We start from the raw sequence: 20559 nt of genomic DNA, 5'->3' as shown, positions 1-20559 counted from the left end.
GAGGTTTGAAGATGCCTTTTGAAAATCCGTCTAATGAAGAAATCAGGGATTTATTGGCACAATCGAAGACAATCGCTGTCGTAGGCCTTTCGGATAAGCCACACCGCACATCTTATCAAGTGAGTGAAGCGATGCAGAATGCTGGGTATAAGATCATCCCGGTGAACCCACAAATTACGGAGTCGCTTGGGGAAAAAGCAGTGGCAAGCCTTCGAGACGTGCAAGAACCTATAGATATTATTAATGTTTTCCGGCGATCTGAACATTTGCCTCAAATTGCAAAGGAATCGAAAAATATTGAGGCTAAAGCCTTTTGGGCTCAACAAGGAGTGTATTCCGAAGAAGCGGATCGAATTCTAAAAGACGATTCAAAGCTTGTCATCATGGACTCTTGCATTAAAGTTGCCCATGCGATTTACCGGTGAAATGATAGAGATGAAAATGAAAAAATCCCTGTTCATCAGGGGTTTTTTCATGTTTTTTGGAAGAATTATGTTTGCGAAACCTTATAAAATCGCTACAATATAACAAGCGGCGTTTTTTGTTAAGAATATGGATAAGCTCTATAATACAGAAAAGGGCTCTTTTCTAGAAAGACTTTTCTCGATTGGAGAGCTATGGTTTAACAGAACGGTTGTCGTATGAATGAAAATGATATGTAAGCGAAATCAGAAGGGGTGTTACTCTTCATCCCGACATTTGTGCAGAGGTCTCCAGCTTTTTCTAGATCATAAGCCAATCAATGGAGTGGAAGATTCTCCACACCGTTGATTGACTTATGTCATGAGTGCGGAGGTACCTGAAGTTGCACTCATCGTTTACATAATCGAACGTTTGTTCTATTATTGATGTAGCAGTGTGTTAGAGAAAGGAGCCGATGGTAAATTGTCGAGTCAAAATCAAACGTATTCAGATGATTCTATTCAAGTGCTGGAGGGATTGGAGGCCGTTCGGAAAAGACCCGGGATGTATATTGGATCCACGGATCATAGAGGTCTGCACCATCTCGTTCACGAAATTGTAGATAACGCGATCGATGAGGCGTTATCTGGATTCGGCGAAAAAATGACTGTCACGCTCCATAAAGATGGTAGTGTATCGGTTCAGGACGAAGCACGTGGGATGCCTACAGGAATGCATAAAACAGGAAAGCCGACCCCTGAGGTGATTTTGACCGTCCTTCACGCAGGAGGAAAGTTCGGACAAGGAGGCTATAAATCCTCAGGTGGCCTGCATGGTGTTGGTGCTTCTGTAGTGAATGCTTTATCCGAATGGTTGGAAGTGCACATCTGTAGAGATGGCGAGAAATTTTATCAAAGATTTGAAAACGGGGGCGTCCCTGTCACTTCTTTAGAAAATAAAGGCGCCACCAGAAAAACAGGAACCACGATCCGTTTCAAACCGGATCCTTCGATCTTTTCAATAACAAAGTTTAATTTTGAAACTTTATCCGAGCGTTTACGAGAAGCGGCCTTTCTGTTGAAAGGATTCCGCATTGTCCTTGTGGATGAACGAAAAGAAACGGTCAAAGAAGAATATCAATATGATGACGGACTCGTCTCTTTCGTCGAATATTTAAATGAAGAAAAAGATACGCTGCATTCGGTCGTTTCTTTCGAGGGCAGTCACAGTGGGATTGAAGCGGACTTCGCTTTTCAATTTAATGACGGGTTTGCAGAAAACATCTTATCCTTTGTCAATAATGTGCGCACGAAAGATGGAGGAACCCATGAATCCGGCGCTAAAACAGCCATCACAAGGGTGTTCAATGATTATGCCAGACGCGCACAACTTCTGAAGGATAAAGATAAGAATTTAGAAGGAAACGATATCAGGGAAGGATTTACGGCGGTTATATCGGTGCGAATTCCCGAGGAACTTCTGCAATTTGAAGGACAAACCAAGAGTAAACTCGGTACATCGGAAGCCCGTTCCGCCGTTGATGGGATCGTCGCCGAACAGTTATCCTATTTCCTCGAAGAGAATCCCGATGTTGCTTCTATGCTCATCAAAAAAGCGATCAAAGCAAAAGAAGCGAGAGAAGCCGCCAGGAAAGCAAGAGAAGATGCTCGTTCAGGGAAGAAGAAAAAACGGAAAGATACCCTTTTAAGCGGGAAGCTCACTCCTGCCCAATCCAAAAATGCTAAAAGGAATGAGTTGTACCTCGTAGAGGGCGACTCCGCCGGCGGCTCAGCAAAGCAGGGGCGAGATCGTAAATTCCAGGCCGTACTTCCTTTGCGAGGAAAAGTAATCAATACAGAGAAAGCAAAAATTGCGGATATCTTCAAAAACGAAGAGATTTCTACGATCATTCATACCATCGGTGCAGGAGTCGGTGGAGACTTCACACTCGAAGATTGTAACTATGACAAAATCGTCATCATGACCGATGCCGATACGGATGGGGCGCACATTCAAGTACTGTTATTAACCTTCTTTTATCGATATATGCGACCGCTTGTAGAAGCAGGAAAAGTCTTCATCGCCCTTCCTCCCCTTTATAAAGTTTCTAAAGGAAAAGGGAAAAAGGAAAAAGTTGAATATGCCTGGGATGAAGAAGGCATGCAGAAAATATTGAAGGAATTCAAAAACGGATATTCGATCCAACGATACAAGGGTTTAGGTGAAATGAATGCCGATCAGCTTTGGGAAACAACAATGAACCCGGAATCACGCACACTGATACGTGTTACGATTGACGATATCGCCCGTGCCGAACGCAGGGTGACGACGTTGATGGGAGATAAGGTTGAACCTCGCCGTAAATGGATTGAATCCCACGTCGCTTTTGGTCTTGAAGATGAAGCGAGCATACTAGAAAACGATAAAATACAGACGTAAAAGGGGGACCTTCTGTTGGCAGAGGCAGAGAAGTTTTTAGATTTACCATTAGAAGAAGTTCTCGGAGATCGCTTCGGGAGATATAGTAAATACATCATCCAGGAACGTGCCCTCCCTGATGCAAGGGACGGGCTGAAGCCTGTTCAGCGGCGTATCCTTTATGCGATGCACCAGGAAAAGAACACTCACGACAAAGCTTACCGGAAATCCGCGAAAACGGTCGGTACCGTTATCGGTAATTATCACCCCCACGGGGATACCTCCGTTTACGATGCAATGGTCCGCTTAAGCCAAACGTGGAAAGTGAGAAAACCCTTAGTGGAAATGCACGGAAACAACGGAAGTGTCGATGGTGATCCGCCTGCGGCCATGCGTTATACGGAAGCAAGACTTTCCGCCATTTCATCCGAACTGCTCAGGGATATTGAAAAGCAGACCGTGGAATTTATCCCGAACTTTGACGATACGATTGATGAACCGACCGTTCTTCCCGCTAAGTTTCCGAATCTACTCGTCAACGGCTCTACGGGGATCTCCGCAGGTTATGCAACAGAAATCCCTTCCCACAATATCGGTGAAGTGATTGATGCGGTGATCATGAAGATTGATAAACCTGGGGCGACTGTACCTGAACTGATGACTAAGTTAAAAGGTCCGGATTTCCCAACAGGTGGGATCATCCAAGGGATTGACGGTATCCAGAAAGCCTATGAAACGGGGAGAGGAAAAATCGTCTTGCGCGGACGTGCAGAAATTCAAGAGCAGCGCGGAGGACGGGAGCAGATCGTCATTGATGAAATTCCTTTTGAAGTCAATAAGGCAAGTATGGTTAAACGGATGGATGAACTGAGAATTGATAAAAAAGTCGAAGGAATCGCTGAAGTCCGTGATGAAACGGATCGTACCGGCCTTCGTGTCGTGATTGATCTGAAGAAGGATGCGAACAGTGAAGGAGTTCTCAATTACCTTTATAAACATACAGACCTTCAGATCTCCTACAACTTCAATATGGTCGCCATTCACGAACGTACACCTAGCCTTATGAGTCTTCCGATGATGCTTGATGCCTATATCAAGCACCAGAAAGAAGTGGTCACAAGACAATCCATTTATGACTTGAATAAAGCAAAGTCTCGTGCTCACATTGTAGAAGGTCTGATCAAAGCGATTTCCATTTTGGATGATGTCATCGCAACGATCCGCAGCTCCAAAGACAAAGCAGATGCAAAGAAACAGCTCATCGCAAGCTATGATTTCACAGAAGAACAATCAGAAGCGATCGTGACCTTGCAGCTGTATCGTTTAACGAATACAGACATTACTGCCCTGCAAAAAGAAGCAGATGAACTGAAAAAGCAAATCGAGTACTTAGAAAAACTGTTATCCAGTGAAAACGAAATGATGAAGGTCATTAAATCGGACCTTCGTTCCATGAAAAAACAATACAACGACGATCGTATGACAAAGATTGAGGAAAAAGTGGAAGAGTTAAAAGTAGACCTTGAAGTGACCGTTGCGAGCGAAGATGTGCTCGTGTCTGTGACGAAAGATGGGTATATCAAGCGGACAAGCTTGCGTTCTTATGCGGCTTCAAACGGGGAAGATTTCGCTCTGAAAGACGGCGATCACCTGTTAGGTCTATTTGAAATCAATACGACGGATACCATCTTACTCTTCACGAACCTCGGAAAATATTTATTCTTACCTGTTCACAAATTGCCTGACATCCGCTGGAAAGACCTTGGACAGTACATTTCCAACATCGTTCAGGTGGACAAGGGCGAATATCTCGTCGAGGCCATCCCTGTTCGTGACTTTTCATCAGAGGAATATCTCATCTTCTTCACGAAGAACGGAATGGTGAAAAAGAGTGATTTGCAGCTTTATAAGGCACAACGTCATTCCAAAGCCCTCGTTGCAATCAATCTGAAAAATGATGATGAAGTAGTGGATGTCCATAAAACGGATGGCCAGTCGGATTTGTTTATTGCTACGAAGAAAGCTTATGGTCTTTGGTATCATGAAGATGAAGTGAACACCGTCGGTCAACGAGCGTCAGGTGTGAAAGCGATCAACTTGAAAGAAGACGATGAAGTCGTGTCTGGACAATTGTTCAGATCATCAGAAGACCCATCCATCCTTCTGACCACTCACCGGGCTGCGGTGAAGCGGATGCGCTTGAAAGAGTTTGAACGCACCACCCGTGCTAAGCGCGGTGTGCTCATGTTAAGAGAATTGAAAAAGAATCCACATCAATTGGTGGATGTACATCTTGTGAACAGAGATGATCAAGTGATGATTATGACAGAAAAACAAAAGACCATCGTCGTCAATACGATGGACTTTAAAGCAAATGATCGATACAGCAACGGTTCGTATGTTCTGGATACGGAAGAAAAAGGAGAAGCGGAAGAAGCGTGGATCAAGCCGGTCTACCGTGTTCCGTTTGAAACAGAACCGGATCAACAGTGATGAAAAAAGCCCTCTGAATTCAGAGGGCTTTTTTGTGCTTAAAAGTCATTGAGGGTTTAAGCTGCACCCCATCAACCCTTTTCCTATCAATAAACCATCCGTGTGCAATTAGTATGAAGTGAGTCGGAACAGAGGTGGGATTTGCATAAGACCTCTACCGTTAACAGGAGGAGTTTGTAATGGTGTGAAGCTCTCTCGATGTCATTCTTTAGACCGTTGTATTTTCAGAAAAATGTGATAAAATGAGTGTATATTCAGCAGATGGGAGTTGATGTATGAGCGATTTGAGAGAAAAGATTATCCAGACGTCTTTAGAGCTGTTCGACCGACATGGGTTTCATGGAGTCACAGTAAAACAAATTGTCCAGCAAACAAATACATCGAAAGGCGGCTTCTATCACCACTTTCAGTCGAAGGATGAACTTCTATTCGTCATTCATGATACGTTTATTACATATGTATTGAAAGAAGCCCAGGCCGCTAACGTTATCCATTCTTCCCCAATACCGAAAGTCCAGGCGATCATACAATCTTTTGTTCAAGTGTTCGACTTGTATAAACCACATATTTCGGTTTTTTATCAAGAAAGCCTGTATTTAAAACCAGCGTATGAAGAAGAAATCAAAGGAAAGCGTGATGAATTCAAACGCATGGTGTTCAATGTCATTGAGGAAGGTCAAAAATCGGGCCACTTCCGCAGAGAACTGCCGCTGGAAATCACAGGCATGGCGATTTTAGGTATGGTCAACTGGATCTATAAATGGTACCGGAGAGATGGAACCTACACCATCGATCAAATTGCAGAGGTTTTTACTGACCTGGTGCTACACTTTTTGCTGCCAGGGAAAGAAGATAGTGAATACTTTGGTCATATGTTAAAAGTTCCTTTTTTTTACGAAAGCAAGTAAACGCTTTCATATTTTTTATCATTACAACAGACCAACCAGTCGGTCTTTATTTCCTTAAGGAGGAATCATATGAACTTCGAATTATCGAAAGAGCAGGAAATGACAAGAAAGATGGTCCGTGATTTTGCAGAGGATGTAATTGCACCGAGAGCCGTCGATATCGACATCAACAGTGAATTCCCGAAAGATATCTTTGATGAAATGGGTAATCTTGGACTTCTTGGCATCCCATTTCCTGAAGAGTATGGGGGATCAGGTGGAGATACGATCAGTTATGCGCTTGCTGTTGAAGAGATTGGCCGTGTTTGTGGCTCCACGGGTCTAAGTTACGCAGCTGCCGTTTCTCTAGGAGCGAGCCCTATCTATTATTTTGGGACAGAAGAACAAAAACAAGAGTTCTTAACACCACTCGCTAAAGGAGAAGGATTAGCTTCCTTTGGATTGACAGAACCAAATGCGGGCTCAGATGCAGGAGGAACGAAGACACGTGCCGAATTGAAAGGTGACCACTATGTCATTAATGGTGAAAAGTGCTGGATAACAAATGCTGAATATGCGAGGTCCATCACGGTCACTGCTGTTTCAGGGAAACGTGACGACGGAAAAAACATCATATCCGCTTTTATCGTTCCGAAAGATACACCCGGCATGACGATTACGAGCCCCTACGACAAGATGGGCGTCCGAGGATCGAACACGTCTGAAATTATTTTAGAGGATGTAAAAGTACCAAAAGAAAATATTCTCGGGGATCCGGAAAAGGGGTTCAAGCAATTCCTTTATACACTTGATGGCGGAAGAATTTCCATTGCTGCCCTTGCTGTAGGGATTGCACAGGCTTCTTTGGACCGCGCCCTCGCCTATGCCAAGGAACGGAAGCAGTTCGGTCAGCCGATTACAAAATTCCAGGCGATTCAGTTTAAGTTGGCTGACATGGCTATGGAGGTGGAACTTGCGCGGAACATGGTGCTAAAAGCCGCCTGGTTGAAAGATCAAGGAAAGAATTTTACGAAAGAGTCTGCGTATGCGAAACTCTTTGCTTCAGAGACAGCGTTCCGCTCTGCCAATCAGGCCATCCAAATCCATGGCGGTTACGGTTATATGAGAGAGTACGAAGTCGAGCGTTTTCTGCGTGATGCGAAACTTCTTGAAATCGGTGAAGGTACATCGGAAATCCAGCGCTTGGTCATTGCCCGTCAGTTAGGCTGTTAAAATTTTTAAAAAGGAGGAAATATTATGTCCCTATTAGAGCAGACGGTTGGTGAATTGTTAGAACAGCAGGCAGAAGCTTACCCGGATCATGAGGCGTTCGTTTATCCTGAGCAAGGTCTTAGAAAAACCTATGCGGAATTCAATGATATGACGGATGAAGTAGCCAAGGGTTTCATGGCTCTCGGAATCGATAAAGGGGAGCATGTCGCTATTTGGTCTGATAACAAGCCGGAATGGCTTCAATCTCAATTCGCTTCTGGAAAAATGGGTGGCGTACTCGTCACCGTCAACACAAACTATCGTGCACAGGAACTTGATTATCTATTAAAACAATCCGATGCGTCCACATTGATTCTTGCTGAGGATTTCAAAGGAACATCTTATATTGATATTTTGAAAGAAATCTGTCCGGAGCTTGAAACCTCTGAAAAAGGAGATCTTCAAAGTGATCGCCTTCCATTTCTAAAGAACGTCGTCGTCTTGAGTGACAAGTCTTATCGCGGCTGTTATTCGTGGCAGGATATTCTTGATATGGCGATGACCGTGACTGACGATGAATTGAAAGAACGAAAAGAAACCCTTCATCATCGCGATGTCATCAACATGCAGTACACGTCTGGAACGACAGGGTTTCCAAAAGGAGTCATGTTAAGTCACTACAATATCGTAAACAATGGAAACCAGGTTGCGGATTGCATGCGTCTCACCGAAGAAGACCGCCTCTGTATCCCCGTGCCATTTTTCCATTGTTTCGGATGTGTGTTAGGAACGATGGCTGCCGTTTCCAAAGGGACAACGATGGTGATTCTGGAACAGTTCGATCCGAAGAAAGTGCTGCAGGCTGTGAAAGAGGAAAACTGTACAGCGCTTCATGGAGTGCCTACGATGTTTATTGCCGAATTGAACCATCCAGAGTATGAAGACTTAAAGCCGACGACTTTACGCACAGGAATCATGGCGGGATCCACATGTCCGATGGAAGTCATGAAGAGTGTAATTGAAGATATGGGAGCGGAGGAAATCACGATCGCCTATGGCCAGACAGAATCGTCTCCTGTCATAACCCAGACAAAAGCGGATGATCCCATTGATTTAAGAGTGAGCAGTGTCGGCCAAGCCCATCCGAATGTAGAAGTGAAAATCATTGAACCGGCAACAGGGGAAGAAGTAGAGACAGGGGTTCCTGGTGAACTTTGTACCCGTGGATACCTCGTCATGGAAGGTTACTACAAAAACGAGGAAGCGACGATGACTGCGATCGATCCGGATGGCTGGCTCCATACGGGGGACATTGCTGTTATGGATGAGAACGGATACGTCGAAATTACCGGTAGAATTAAAGATATGATCATTCGCGGAGGCGAAAATGTCTATCCGAGAGAAATTGAAGAATTTTTGTATCAGCATCCAGATGTTCTCGATGTACAGGTGGTCGGAGTTCCGGATGAGAAGTACGGAGAAGAGATCATGGCATGGATCATCCCCAAAGAAGGCAAACAATTAAATGAAAGCGATATCAGGGAGTTTAGTGAAGGGAAAATATCGAAGCATAAAATCCCTCGATATATAAGCTTCACGGACGAATACCCGATGACGGCGAGCGGAAAAATTCAGAAGTTCAGACTGAGAGAACATGCGCTTGAAATGATGAACTTAAAATCCTAACAAAGAGGTGATCACTGTTGTTCAAAAAAATTCTAATTGCTAACCGTGGAGAAATTGCCTCCCGTATTATTCGGACGTGTCAAAGGCTGAACATCCAAACGGTCGCTGTCTATTCGGAAGCGGATCAATCTGCCCCCTACGTACAAATGGCGGATGAAAGTCATCTGATCGGTAAGCCACGCGTGAATGAATCATACCTGAACATCGATAAGATTTTACAAGTAGCCAAGGATTCCGGAGCAGAAGCGATTCATCCAGGGTATGGCCTTTTGAGTGAAAACGCAGAGTTCGCGAAAAGAACGGAAGAAGCTGGCCTTACGTTTATCGGACCGAATGCGGATGTCATTGCCAAAATGGGAGATAAAATTGCGGCAAGAGCAGAAATGAAAGCGGCCGGTGTTCCAATCATCCCTGGAACGGAAGATGCGGTTGCGAACACAGATGATGCAAAAAGAATTGCTGCTGAATTCGGATATCCGGTCATGCTGAAAGCAGCCGCTGGTGGCGGTGGCATCGGCATGCAGGCGGTCTATAACGATGAAGAGCTTGAAAAAGCGTTCGAAGGCAACTCCAAACGGGCGCAGGCCTTTTTCGGGGACGGGAAGATGTTCATCGAAAAATTGATCGAGCATCCACGTCACATCGAAATCCAAGTGCTTGCTGACCAACGAGGTAATGCCGTTCATTTGTTTGAAAGAGAATGCTCCATTCAACGCAGGCACCAAAAGGTCGTCGAAGAGGCTCCATCCCCGGTCCTTTCTGAAAAAACGCGAGAGAAAATGGGTGAAAGTGCGCTCAAGGCTGTGTCCTCGCTAGGATATTCCAATGCCGGCACGATTGAGTTTCTAGTCGATGATGAAGAGAACTTTTATTTTCTTGAAATGAATACTCGATTACAAGTTGAGCATCCCGTCACCGAACAAATCACAGGAATCGACCTTGTGGAACAACAGCTGAGGGTTGCCGATGGGGAACACTTATCGATCCAACAAAAGGATTTGATTATTGACGGACACGCCATTGAAGTCAGAATTTATGCAGAAGATCCGAACACTTTCTATCCTTCTCCAGGAAAATTGACGAAAATGGTGCTGCCCGAAGGCCCAGGCGTACGCCATGAATTAGCAGTAGAAGGAGATTCACAAGTCACTCCTTTCTATGATCCTATGATTGCCAAACTCGTCATTCATGGAGAAAATCGTGAAGATGCGATTGAACGATTGACAAAAGCTCTTCATGAATACGAAATTGAAGGCATCAAATGCAACCTGACGATGCTGAAGCGCGTCGTCACCCATGAGAAGTTCAAAGAAGGCGAAACAAAAACCACATTTGTAGAAAACTATTACCTACCAACATTGACGAATCATTAAGGAGGAACAATCATGACAGAAATCAAAGCATCCATGGCAGGAAGTGTATGGAAAATCGTTGCAAACCAAGGAGATCAAGTTAACGACGGGGAGGACATTGCGATCCTGGAATCTATGAAAATGGAGATTCCAATCCCTGCAGAAACGTCCGGGACAGTTAAAGAGTTGAAAGTGAGTGAAGGGGATTTCGTCAACGAAGGGGACGTCATCGCAATCATCGAATAAACAGGAGGTTCTTATGATGGAATGGCCTGAAAAAGTCACAATTAAAGAAGTCGGTCCGCGTGATGGCCTGCAGAATGAACCTGTAGAAGTGCCGCTTCATGATAAAGTTGCCTGGATCGACCTTTTGTCTGAAGCGGGATACTCGTACATCGAATTCAGTTCATTCGTCCATCCGAAGTGGATCCCACAGTTGAAAGATGCCAAAGAAGTGGCAGCTATGATCTCACGAAAAAAAGGGACCACCTATGCCGCCCTTGTTCCAAACCGGCGTGGGCTTGAAGCTGCGATCGACACGGACGTGGATGAAGTTTCTGTATTCATGTCCGCTTCCGATACGCATAACAAAAAAAACATCAACAAGTCCATCGAAGAGACATATCCGGTTCTAAAAGAAGTCGTTCAAGAAGCCAAATTAGAAGGAAAGAGTGTAAGAGGCTATGTATCTACGGTTTTCGGATGCCCTTATGAAGGAACCATTGCTACAGACCAGGTCGCAAGAGTCAGTGAACGTTTACTAGAAATGGGCATTGATGAACTATCACTGGGAGACACGATCGGTGTTGCCAATCCGAGACAAGTCGATCAAGCCCTTCACGAATGGAAGCAATGGCTGCCTTTCGATAAGCTTGCTATGCATTTTCATAATACGAGAGGGATGGCCTTATCCAACGTCCTTGTCTCCATGCAGCATAACATTACCACTTTTGATGCAGCGCTTGGAGGGTTAGGTGGCTGTCCATATGCTAAAGGAGCTTCCGGAAACTTAGCAACAGACGATCTTGTGCACATGCTTCATCAAATGGGCATTGAAACAGGGATCGATGAAGAAAAACTGAAGGAAGCGGCAGTCTATATCCAGGGCGTCCTGAATAAGTCGTTGCCGAGTCATCAAATGCAAGTGGTAAACAAAGAAAGGGTGTAACGGATGGAGGAACTAGTCACATTAGAAGAGCTTTCCCCTCACGTGTATGTACTGAAATTAAACCGGCCCGATGCAGCGAATGCATTGTCATCAGAGTTGCTGGACCAACTGCAGGAAAAAGCACATGAAATCAACCGGCGTCAGGAGATCAGGGTTGTTCTTGTGACTGGGGAAGGAAACAAAGCGTTTTGTGCAGGTGCTGACTTGAAAGAACGAAGGGGAATGAGTGACGAGGAAGTCGTCCAGACCGTAACCAAAATCGGAGATACCGTTCGAATGATAGAGGACATACATGTACCGACGATTGCTGTCATGAACGGGGTCGCTTTTGGTGGCGGATTGGAACTTGCCCTTGCCTGCGATTTACGTATGATGAGTACATCGACGAAAGTGGGACTGACGGAAACATCGCTTGCGATCATCCCAGGCGCTGGTGGAACGCAGCGGCTGTCAAGGCTGATTGGAATTGGTCAGGCTAAAGCGATGATTTACTCTGCGAAGCCTGTGGAAGCAAAGCGTGCTTATACCCTTGGTCTTGTTGAGTATATCCATGAACCACAGTTCCTTATGGAAGAAGCGAAGGACCTGGCGGCATGCATCGCGCGAAACGGTCCGGTCGCTATGAAACAGGCGAAAAAAGCGATTAATCAAGGGTACGATACAGATTTGTCCTCAGGTCTTGAGATCGAACGTGCCTGTTATGAAAAGACGATTCCAACGGATGATCGGGTGGAAGGCCTTCAAGCGTTTAAAGAGAAAAGGAAACCGGAATATAAAGGAGAATAAAAGGTGGAAAAAACGATGCCTACAAATGAAACGTTAGAAGAACGAGCGAAGAAAATTGCTTCTGGTGGTGCGGAAAAGTATCATAGCAAGAACGCGGAAAAAGGGAAAATGTTCGTCCGTGAGCGACTTCAGCTTTTGTTTGATGACAACATCGATATTGAAGATGCTTTTTTCGCGAATTGCCAGGATGATTCCCTCCCTGCTGATGGTGTCGTCACAGGGATCGGACGAATCAACGGGGAAAAAGTATGCATCATGGCCAACGATTCCACAGTAAAAGCAGGCTCCTGGGGTGCACGAACCGTTGAGAAGATTATTCGGATTCAGGAAACCGCATTAAAATTGAATATCCCAATGCTTTACCTCGTTGACTCTGCGGGTGCAAGGATTACCGATCAGGTTGAAATGTTCCCTAATCGTCGCGGGGCGGGACGTATTTTCCATAATCAGATTAAATTATCCGGTCGTGTGCCACAAATCTGCTTGCTATTCGGACCATCCGCAGCGGGCGGGGCTTACATACCTGCCTTTTGCGATATCGTCGTCATGGTCGATGGCAATGCTTCAATGTATTTAGGTTCTCCGCGCATGGCAGAGAAAGTCATCGGTGAAAAAGTGACGCTTGAGGAAATGGGCGGTGCGAATATGCATTGTTCGGTCTCTGGATGTGGGGATGTACTCGCGAAGGATGAAAGTGATGCCATTGCATTTGCCCGAAAATATTTAAGCTATTTCCCGCAATCCTACCGGGAACTTCCGAAAAAGGCGGATTCGAGAGAACCTGCACCTTTTGAGAAGAGTGTGGAAGAACTGATTCCTAAAAACCAAAATGCGCCGTTTGATATGTATCAGTTGATCGATCGTCTTATTGATGATCATTCGTTCTGTGAAATCAAGAAAAAGTTTGCGCCAGAGCTCATTACTGGTTTGTCCAGAATTGAAGGACGGCCGGTCGGGATCATTGCCAACCAGCCGAGAGCAAAAGGAGGCGTTCTTTTCCCTGACTCCGCAGACAAAGCGGCGAAATTCATCCAGCTCTGTGATGCTTTTAATATTCCGCTCCTTTTCCTTGCCGATATTCCAGGATTTATGATCGGAACAAAAGTCGAACGCGCAGGGATTATCCGTCACGGAGCGAAGATGCTTTCTGCGATGAGTGAAGCGACGGTTCCGAAAATTTCTGTAGTGGTGCGCAAAGCTTACGGAGCAGGGCTCTATGCGATGGCAGGACCTGCATTTGAGCCGGATGCATGTCTCGCATTGCCTACCGCTCAAATTGCTGTCATGGGGCCGGAAGCGGCTGTGAACGCGGTGTATGCGAATAAGATTGCTGCGCTGCCTGAAGAAGAGCGACCGGCATTCATCAAAGAAAAACATGAAGAATACAAAGAAAACATTGATATTTATCGTTTGGCTTCTGAGATGGTCATCGATGACATCGTTCAGCCGAATAAGCTGCGCGAAGAGCTTTCCACTCGATATGATGCCTATGAAACGAAAGATGTGTTGTTTACAGAAAGAAAGCATGGCGTTTATCCAGTATAATAAAAAGGTTCCTGGACGTTTGAAGTCCAGGAACCTTTTTGATTGTAGAGATTTTTTAAAATCCTGTTTTTTGTAGCTATGGTTCATAACAGTGATCTGTGCTTCAGCTTGTGATGCTTATGATGTTGACGAAACATTTTGACCAATGCTGCGGATCTGGTTCACGCTTTCCGGGTTGACGAGTGCGCTTAAGTCACCAGCAGGCTTATTCAAGTAAGCGGCCTTGATGGCACGTCTCATCACTTTGGCATTTCTTGTTTTTGGCAGGTCATCGACAACGAAGACCTTTTTTGGTGCGAGGGCTTTGCCTAATTTATGATTCAGGTACATCGTTAATTCTTCAATAAGATCATCGGAATCCAGGGGGTCTTGGAGGACAACAAAAGCAACAGGTTCTTCTCCTTTCACCTCATGAGGGATCCCAATTACTCCTGCCTCAATCACCGCCGTATGCGCAACGAGAACAGATTCGACTTCAGCAGGTCCTAAACGTTTTCCTGCTATGTTTAAGACATCATCGGATCGTCCAGTGATCGTATAGAAACCATCTTGATTTTTCATCACCCAATCGCCATGAACCCACGTATCTTTGAAGCGGCTCCAATACGTCTTTTCATAACGATCATCGTCTTCAAAAAAGCTCTTCGTCATCCCGACCCATGGGGATTTGATAACCAGTTCGCCAACTTCATTGACGAGGGACTGCCCTTTTTTACTATAAACATCAACATCCATACCAGGAAGAGCAGCATTGAAGGTTACCGGTTGAATGGGTTTAACGAGTACATTTCCGAGAATACCACCGGAAATTTCTGTTCCACCTGAATAGTTAAAAATCGGAACTCGTGAATCTCCCGCATGTTTGAAAAGCCAATGCCAAGGCTCAAGATTCCAAGGTTCTCCTGTAGATCCGATAAGTTTTAAAGACTGGAGATCATGTTTTCGGATCCAAGCTTCCCCATGCTTCATCATGGAGCGGACAAGGGTGGGAGAGATTCCTAAATGGGTGACATGATACTTCTCCACAAGGTCCCATAAACGGTCGGGTTCTGGATAATCAGGAGTACCTTCAAACATGACGATGGATGCTCCATTGACAAGCCCTCCGTATACGAGGAAAGGACCCATCATCCATCCCATATCCGTGTACCAGAATAACGTATCTTCTTTCGTGACATCCATGCATAGCCCAGCATCAAAGGCAGCCTTTATCGGGAAGCCTGCGTGCGTATGGACAGCTCCCTTTGGAGTTCCCGTCGTACCTGAAGTGTAAATGAGCATAAAAGAATCATTCGCTTTTTTTACTTTGGTGTTGTAATCGGTGGCTTTTTTTCTTAAATCCGCCCAGCGAACGTCACGAGGTTCTTTCAAGCTTATTTTCGCACCGGTCCGTTCAACGACGAAAACGTGCTCTAAAGAAGGGCAGTGATTAGCAACAAGGTCTGCTTCCTGTTTCATAGGAATCGTTTTTCCTCTTCGGTAAAAGCCATTAGCTGTAATCAACGCTTTCGATTTACTGGCTTGGATTCTTGTAGTGACCGCATCAGCTTTATAACCAGAGAAGGCAGGTGAGAAGATCGCCCCCACTTTGGAGATGGCCAGCATAGCGATGAGCGTTTCAGGGAGCATAGGCAGATACAATGTAACGATATCGCCTTCTGATATTCCATAGCTCTCGAGACCATAAGCGACCGCGTCTACTTCCTTTTGCAAATCTTTATAGGAGTAGGAAGCCGTTTGACCGTTATCTCCCTCCCAATAAAGGGCGGTGTCATTCTTTTTAGACGGGTGTTCTGCCCAGCGATCAAGGGCTAGGTGAACGACATTCAGCTCCCCGCCTTCAAACCAGCGAGGGTACATAGGTCCTCGGGATGTGTCCAATACCTGTTTGTAAAGGGTGTACCACTCAATGCCAAGCTCTTTGACGGCTTCTTTCCAAAACCATTCAAGATCATTAATGGATTTAGAGTGAAAATCATCATAATTGCTGTAGCCAAGCTTCTTCATCCACTGGAATAATCGTGTCGATTCTTTATTTTCTGCTGTAGGGGTCCATGCATTGGTGTAGGTACTCATGAATGTTCCTCCTTTATCAGAATGTTCTTATTTCTATTATAACTGAATCTTTTGCTTGATTGAATTCAAGCCTATCGTTTCCTTACAGATTGATTGTCGAACATTGCAAATTTCCTGAAACTTTAATAGGGTTGTAATCGTTATGTAATATAACCCCTTTTGTTACATAAATAGGGAGAAAGAAAAGAGGAGTGATCATTTGTTTGAAGGTGCGTTATTTTTGTTGATTCTAGGAGTGATTGGAGCGGTTGTGCTTATAGGAGGAATCATAACTTTTATCGTCTTCCGGATGCGTTATAAGACGGCCAGTTCGAATGAAGCGTTGATTGTTACGGGTCCAAAACTTGGGGATCCGGAAAAAGAAAAAAATGTATTTGAAGACGATAATGGACGTTCAGTGAAAATCATTCGTGGTGGAGGCTACCGCTTGCGGATGTTTCAGACGGCAACACCGATTGATTTGACATCTTTCCAACTGCAGGTCAATTCTGACAAAGCTTATACGAAGGAAGGCATACCTGTAAGAGTTGCAAGTACTGCCGTGATCAGTATTGGCAGTGAGCTTGAGATTATGGCCAATTTTGCTGAGAAATTCCTTGGTAAAAAGCAAAAAGAAAGAGAGTCGGAGTTGAAAGATGTGCTCAATGGCCATTTACGTTCTATCATCGCATCGCTTCCGATTGAAAAAATCTATAATGATTTCAAAGAAGTCAACACACAAGTGAAAAAAATCGCTGAATCCGATTTGAAAGGCATGGGCTTTGAAATCACATCGTTTGCATTGAATGATGTGGAGGACGTGGATGTCGAGAATGGATACATCGATGCGTTAGGTCGGCCTCATATTGCTGAGGTGCAGAAGAAAGCGAACATGGCAGAGTCCGATGCAACGAAAGAGACGCGCATTTACCAGGCAAAAAACGATCAGGAAGCGCAAGATGAAGAAAACCGACGTTTAACTGCGGTTGCAGCATCCACGAAGGAAAAAGATATCAAAGAAGCGGAATTCCAGAAAGAGACGAACCGAGCAAAAGCGAATGCAGATCAGGCAGGGGAATTGGAAAGACAAAAACTTGCACAGCAAATTAAGGAAGAAGAGTTGAAAGTACAGTATATTGAGAAACAAAGAGCGGTCGAATTGGAAGAAGAAGAGAACAAACGACGCCGCTCAATTGCTGATGCTGAAGCTTATGAAGTGACAAAACGGGCACAGGCTGAAGCCGATAATGAACGAATCAAAGGGGAATCGGAAGCGGAAGTCATTCGTCAACGAGGAATCGCTGAAGCGGAATCCAAAGAACGTATGGCGAAAGCGATGGAACATTACGGCGAAGCGGCGATTATGGAAATGCTCATTAACGTCTTGCCGGAGTATGCTGAAAAAGTATCTGCACCAATCAGTCAAATTAAAGATATGAAGGTCATAGATATGGGAGGAAACGATTCACGCGGAGGTTCTGCGAAAGTAGCGAACAGTGTGACTTCTACCATGCTTGGCATTCAGGAATCCTTGAAAGAAACGACAGGCATGGATTTGAAAGCGATGCTTGAAAGCTATGTATCTCGCGGAGCTGTCCACGAATTTGGAGGGGCGGCTGATGATGAACTGAAGGAAGCGGCTGCTACGAAAGAAAGGCTTGAGGAGGAGGAAGAAGAACCCTTTTTAACAGAAGGACAGGAAGAAGAGAAATGACTGCTCGGCCTGCAGAACTTGTTGTTCTGCAGGCTTTTATTGTAAAGTAGGTTTGAAGCGTTCTTTGTTTGGGGTAAATAGGTTTCAGGTCTCACATGCATATCTCTACATAGAATCGACAGTTTAACAAAGAATTAATTGTTTCAAAATTAAATTAATGGTAAAGTCAAAAACGTAGAGACCTTGACTTTTGTCCGTCTTCGAACAAAGGACTACTGATAAGAAGATAGAATAGTCATAAGAGTCATTCTATAATGGAATACGAGTATGCAAGACGTAACTAGGAGGTAGATTATGAGAATTATTGTAGCAGGGGGAGACGGTTTTTGCGGTTGGCCAACGGCACTGTACCTATCCAAACAAGGACATGATGTAACCATCGTAGATAATTTGGTACGCAGAAAGTATGATGATGAACTACGTTCGAATTCAGTTACACCGATTGCATCACTAGAAGACCGGGTAGCTAAATGGAAAGAAGTTTCAGGAAAAGAAATCAAAACATTCATTGGTGATTTGAACCATTATGATTTCCTTAGCGAAGTTTTCCGTCAAACGGAACCTGAAGCATTCGTTCACTTCGCTGAACAACGTTCAGCTCCATATTCAATGATCGACCGTGAACATGCGGTTTATACACAAACAAACAATGTCATGGGGAACTTGAACGTTCTTTATGCCATTAAAGAATTCGCTCCTGAATGTCACCTCATCAAATTGGGAACAATGGGCGAATATGGTACTCCTAACATTGATATTGAAGAAGGATATATTGAAATTGAACATAAAGGACGGAAGGATACCCTTCCATATCCAAAACAACCGGGTTCCTTCTATCACCTGTCTAAAGTACATGACAGCCATAATATTATGTTTGCATGTAAAATCTGGGGCATCCGCGCCACTGACTTGAATCAGGGAATCGTATACGGTTTACATACAGCCGAAACGCAGCTCGATCCGATGCTCGTAAACCGTGTAGACTACGATGGCGTATTCGGGACGGCTCTGAACCGTTTCGTCAACCAGGCAGCCATCGGCCATGACATCACGGTTTATGGTTCAGGAGGGCAGACACGTGCGTTCCTAAACATTGAAGACACAGTAAGATGTGTAGAGATCGCGGCTGAGAACCCGGCAGACAAAGGTGAATTCCGCGTATTCAACCAATTTACGGAATGGTTCTCTGTTCAGGATCTTGCTGAACGCGTTCAAAAAATCGCCAAAGAAGAAGGCTTGGATACACAAGTGAAGAAGATCGAGAATCCTCGTATCGAGAATGAAGACCATTATTACAACGCTGTAAATACAAAACTACGTGACCTTGGTCTAGAACCTCACTTGTTGACAGACGATGTCATCCGCGACATTTTGCGCACAGCCGTCGAAAATAAAAACCGCATCATTAAAGAGAACGTATTGCCGTCAATCACTTGGAAGTAAGGAGTTTTCCGCTTTGAAAATCGCCATCATTACAGAAACATTCCTACCATCAACAGATGGAGTCGTCACACGATTAAAAGAGTCCATCAAATACTTGCGAAACCAAGATCATGAGGTCGTCGTCATTGCTCCAGACTTTGGTGTGACGGAATATGAAGGGGCGATCGTCGAAGGGGTTAAAACGACAAGAATGCCTTTCTACAGGTATCGAGAATTCAGTTTACCACAGCGACGAGTGAAGGATTTGCTGCAAAAACATGATCCTGACCTCGTCCATGTGGTCAATCCTGCTCTTGTAGGGGTCTCAGGTGTCTACTATGCCGATAAACTGAACTATCCGTTAATTGCTTCCTATCATACTCACGTTCCTAAATACTTGGATTATTACCGGTTATATCCGTTCAAGCCTCTTGTCTGGTGGTATTTCAGAAAGTTACACAACTATGCAGATGTGAATTTGTGTACTTCAAGAGCCATTAAGAAAGAACTGGACGAGAAGAACTTCCATAATGTGAGTGTATGGGACCGAGGGGTTGCTGTTGATCACTACCACCCACGGCATAAAAACGAAGAAATGAGGGACCGGTTATCTGCCGGCAGGAAAAAGAACAAGCTTCTTGTTTTTGTCGGTCGCCTGGCTCCTGAAAAAGAGATTCATAAAATTAAACCCTTATTGGAACAGAGGGAGGATATCTCTCTTGCCATTGTTGGAGATGGTCCTGTGAAAGGCGAATTAGAAGAAACTTTCAAAGATACCAATACGGTGTTTACAGGGCTTATGCACGGAGAAGAGCTTGCTCAAGCTTTCGCTTCTTCTGATGCTCTGATTTTCCCATCAGTTACAGAAACGCTTGGCCTCGTCATCCTGGAATCTATGGCTTCCGGTCTGCCTGTCATTGCAGCAAAAAGCGGTCCAACCATGGAGCAAGTAGAAGATGGCAAAACGGGTCTATTGTTTGAAAATGAAAACACAGATAGTATGATTCAAGCGATCCAAAGGCTGGAAGATGAGGAGTTATATCAGAGACTTTGCAAAAATGCACGGCAAGAAGCTGAAAAGTATAGCTGGCAAAAACCTTCAGAGCAGATCCTTGAGTACTATTACAAGACGTTAAAGGTGTATGAAGAGCAAGCAGCAACAACGTCAAAAAAATCAAAGGTTAAAGTCACAGAGTAAGCGCTCTGTGGCTTTTCTTTTGATTTATTCATAACAAAAACTTAGTAGTAACTCCTAATATTAAAAAACATAATCAATAACAGAACATATGTTCCGACCCTCGTAAAATGAGCACCTTCTTAGTAAATTTTTTTATTCATACTTAGTAGCAACTCCGAAAATATTCAGAAAAAACAATCAATAATCCAAATTCCATGTATTCAAGTAAAAGTCCAACAAAA

General features: G+C 44.4%; 15 protein-coding genes. 14 read left to right on the top strand and 1 reads right to left on the bottom strand.

Annotation, left to right across the window (positions count from 1 at the left end; genetic code table 11):
• Positions 1-11 precede the first annotated feature (11 nt).
• The 11 genes from GLV98_RS03765 (at position 12) to GLV98_RS03715 (ending at position 13949) form a co-directional block, all read left to right on the top strand.
• Entirely contained in the window at positions 12-425 is a 414-nt protein-coding gene (locus GLV98_RS03765; RefSeq protein ID WP_160912223.1) for a CoA-binding protein, read from the top strand.
• Positions 426-885: 460 nt separating this feature from the next.
• A complete protein-coding gene (gene parE / locus GLV98_RS03760; protein WP_160912221.1) occupies positions 886-2841 on the top strand; it encodes a DNA topoisomerase IV subunit B in 1956 nt (651 codons plus the stop codon).
• Between the two features lie 15 nt (positions 2842-2856).
• Positions 2857-5313, top strand: coding sequence for a DNA topoisomerase IV subunit A (gene parC / locus GLV98_RS03755; RefSeq protein ID WP_160912219.1), 2457 nt, complete (start codon positions 2857-2859; stop codon positions 5311-5313).
• A 275-nt stretch (positions 5314-5588) separates the two neighbouring features.
• Positions 5589-6221, top strand: a complete 633-nt coding sequence (locus tag GLV98_RS03750) for a TetR/AcrR family transcriptional regulator (protein WP_160912217.1) — start codon at positions 5589-5591, stop codon at positions 6219-6221.
• Positions 6222-6290: 69 nt separating this feature from the next.
• Complete coding sequence (locus GLV98_RS03745; RefSeq protein WP_160912215.1) at positions 6291-7433, top strand: acyl-CoA dehydrogenase; 1143 nt, start codon at positions 6291-6293, stop codon at positions 7431-7433.
• A gap of 24 nt (positions 7434-7457) precedes the next feature.
• Positions 7458-9098 (top strand): AMP-binding protein, encoded by a 1641-nt coding sequence (locus GLV98_RS03740; protein ID WP_160912213.1) that lies wholly within the window; start codon positions 7458-7460, stop codon positions 9096-9098.
• 17 nt (positions 9099-9115) lie between these two features.
• Positions 9116-10471, top strand: a complete 1356-nt coding sequence (locus tag GLV98_RS03735; protein ID WP_160912211.1) for an acetyl-CoA carboxylase biotin carboxylase subunit — start codon at positions 9116-9118, stop codon at positions 10469-10471.
• Positions 10472-10483: 12 nt separating this feature from the next.
• The gene (locus GLV98_RS03730; RefSeq protein WP_146816252.1) at positions 10484-10696 is read left to right on the top strand and encodes an acetyl-CoA carboxylase biotin carboxyl carrier protein subunit; all 213 of its coding nucleotides are present in this window, start codon (positions 10484-10486) and stop codon (positions 10694-10696) included.
• 13 nt (positions 10697-10709) lie between these two features.
• Positions 10710-11618 (top strand): hydroxymethylglutaryl-CoA lyase, encoded by a 909-nt coding sequence (locus tag GLV98_RS03725; protein WP_160912209.1) that lies wholly within the window; start codon positions 10710-10712, stop codon positions 11616-11618.
• A gap of 3 nt (positions 11619-11621) precedes the next feature.
• Complete coding sequence (locus tag GLV98_RS03720) at positions 11622-12404, top strand: enoyl-CoA hydratase (protein ID WP_160912207.1); 783 nt, start codon at positions 11622-11624, stop codon at positions 12402-12404.
• Between the two features lie 15 nt (positions 12405-12419).
• Positions 12420-13949 (top strand): acyl-CoA carboxylase subunit beta, encoded by a 1530-nt coding sequence (locus GLV98_RS03715; RefSeq protein ID WP_160912952.1) that lies wholly within the window; start codon positions 12420-12422, stop codon positions 13947-13949.
• Between the two features lie 117 nt (positions 13950-14066).
• On the opposite strand, the gene GLV98_RS03710 is transcribed toward GLV98_RS03715, so the two are convergent.
• A complete protein-coding gene (locus GLV98_RS03710; RefSeq protein WP_160912204.1) occupies positions 14067-16025 on the bottom strand; it encodes an AMP-binding protein in 1959 nt (652 codons plus the stop codon).
• A gap of 199 nt (positions 16026-16224) precedes the next feature.
• Between GLV98_RS03710 and GLV98_RS03705 the strand changes: the two genes are divergently transcribed.
• The 3 genes from GLV98_RS03705 (at position 16225) to GLV98_RS03695 (ending at position 20338) form a co-directional block, all read left to right on the top strand.
• Positions 16225-17718 (top strand): flotillin family protein, encoded by a 1494-nt coding sequence (locus GLV98_RS03705; protein ID WP_160912202.1) that lies wholly within the window; start codon positions 16225-16227, stop codon positions 17716-17718.
• 294 nt (positions 17719-18012) lie between these two features.
• Positions 18013-19161 carry an NAD-dependent epimerase/dehydratase family protein gene (locus GLV98_RS03700; RefSeq protein WP_160912200.1) on the top strand — a complete coding sequence of 383 codons (1149 nt, stop codon included), beginning with the start codon at positions 18013-18015 and terminating at the stop codon, positions 19159-19161.
• A 13-nt stretch (positions 19162-19174) separates the two neighbouring features.
• Positions 19175-20338: a glycosyltransferase family 4 protein gene (locus GLV98_RS03695; protein ID WP_160912198.1), complete on the top strand. Its 1164-nt coding sequence runs from the start codon at positions 19175-19177 to the stop codon at positions 20336-20338.
• Positions 20339-20559: the final 221 nt, after the last annotated feature.

Origin of the sequence: Halobacillus litoralis, assembly GCF_009856415.1 — a bacterium.
Lineage (GTDB): Bacteria > Bacillota > Bacilli > Bacillales > Halobacillaceae > Halobacillus > Halobacillus litoralis_C.
Note: the sequence above shows the minus strand (reverse complement) of the source record. Positions and strands in the feature narration are given on the sequence as shown.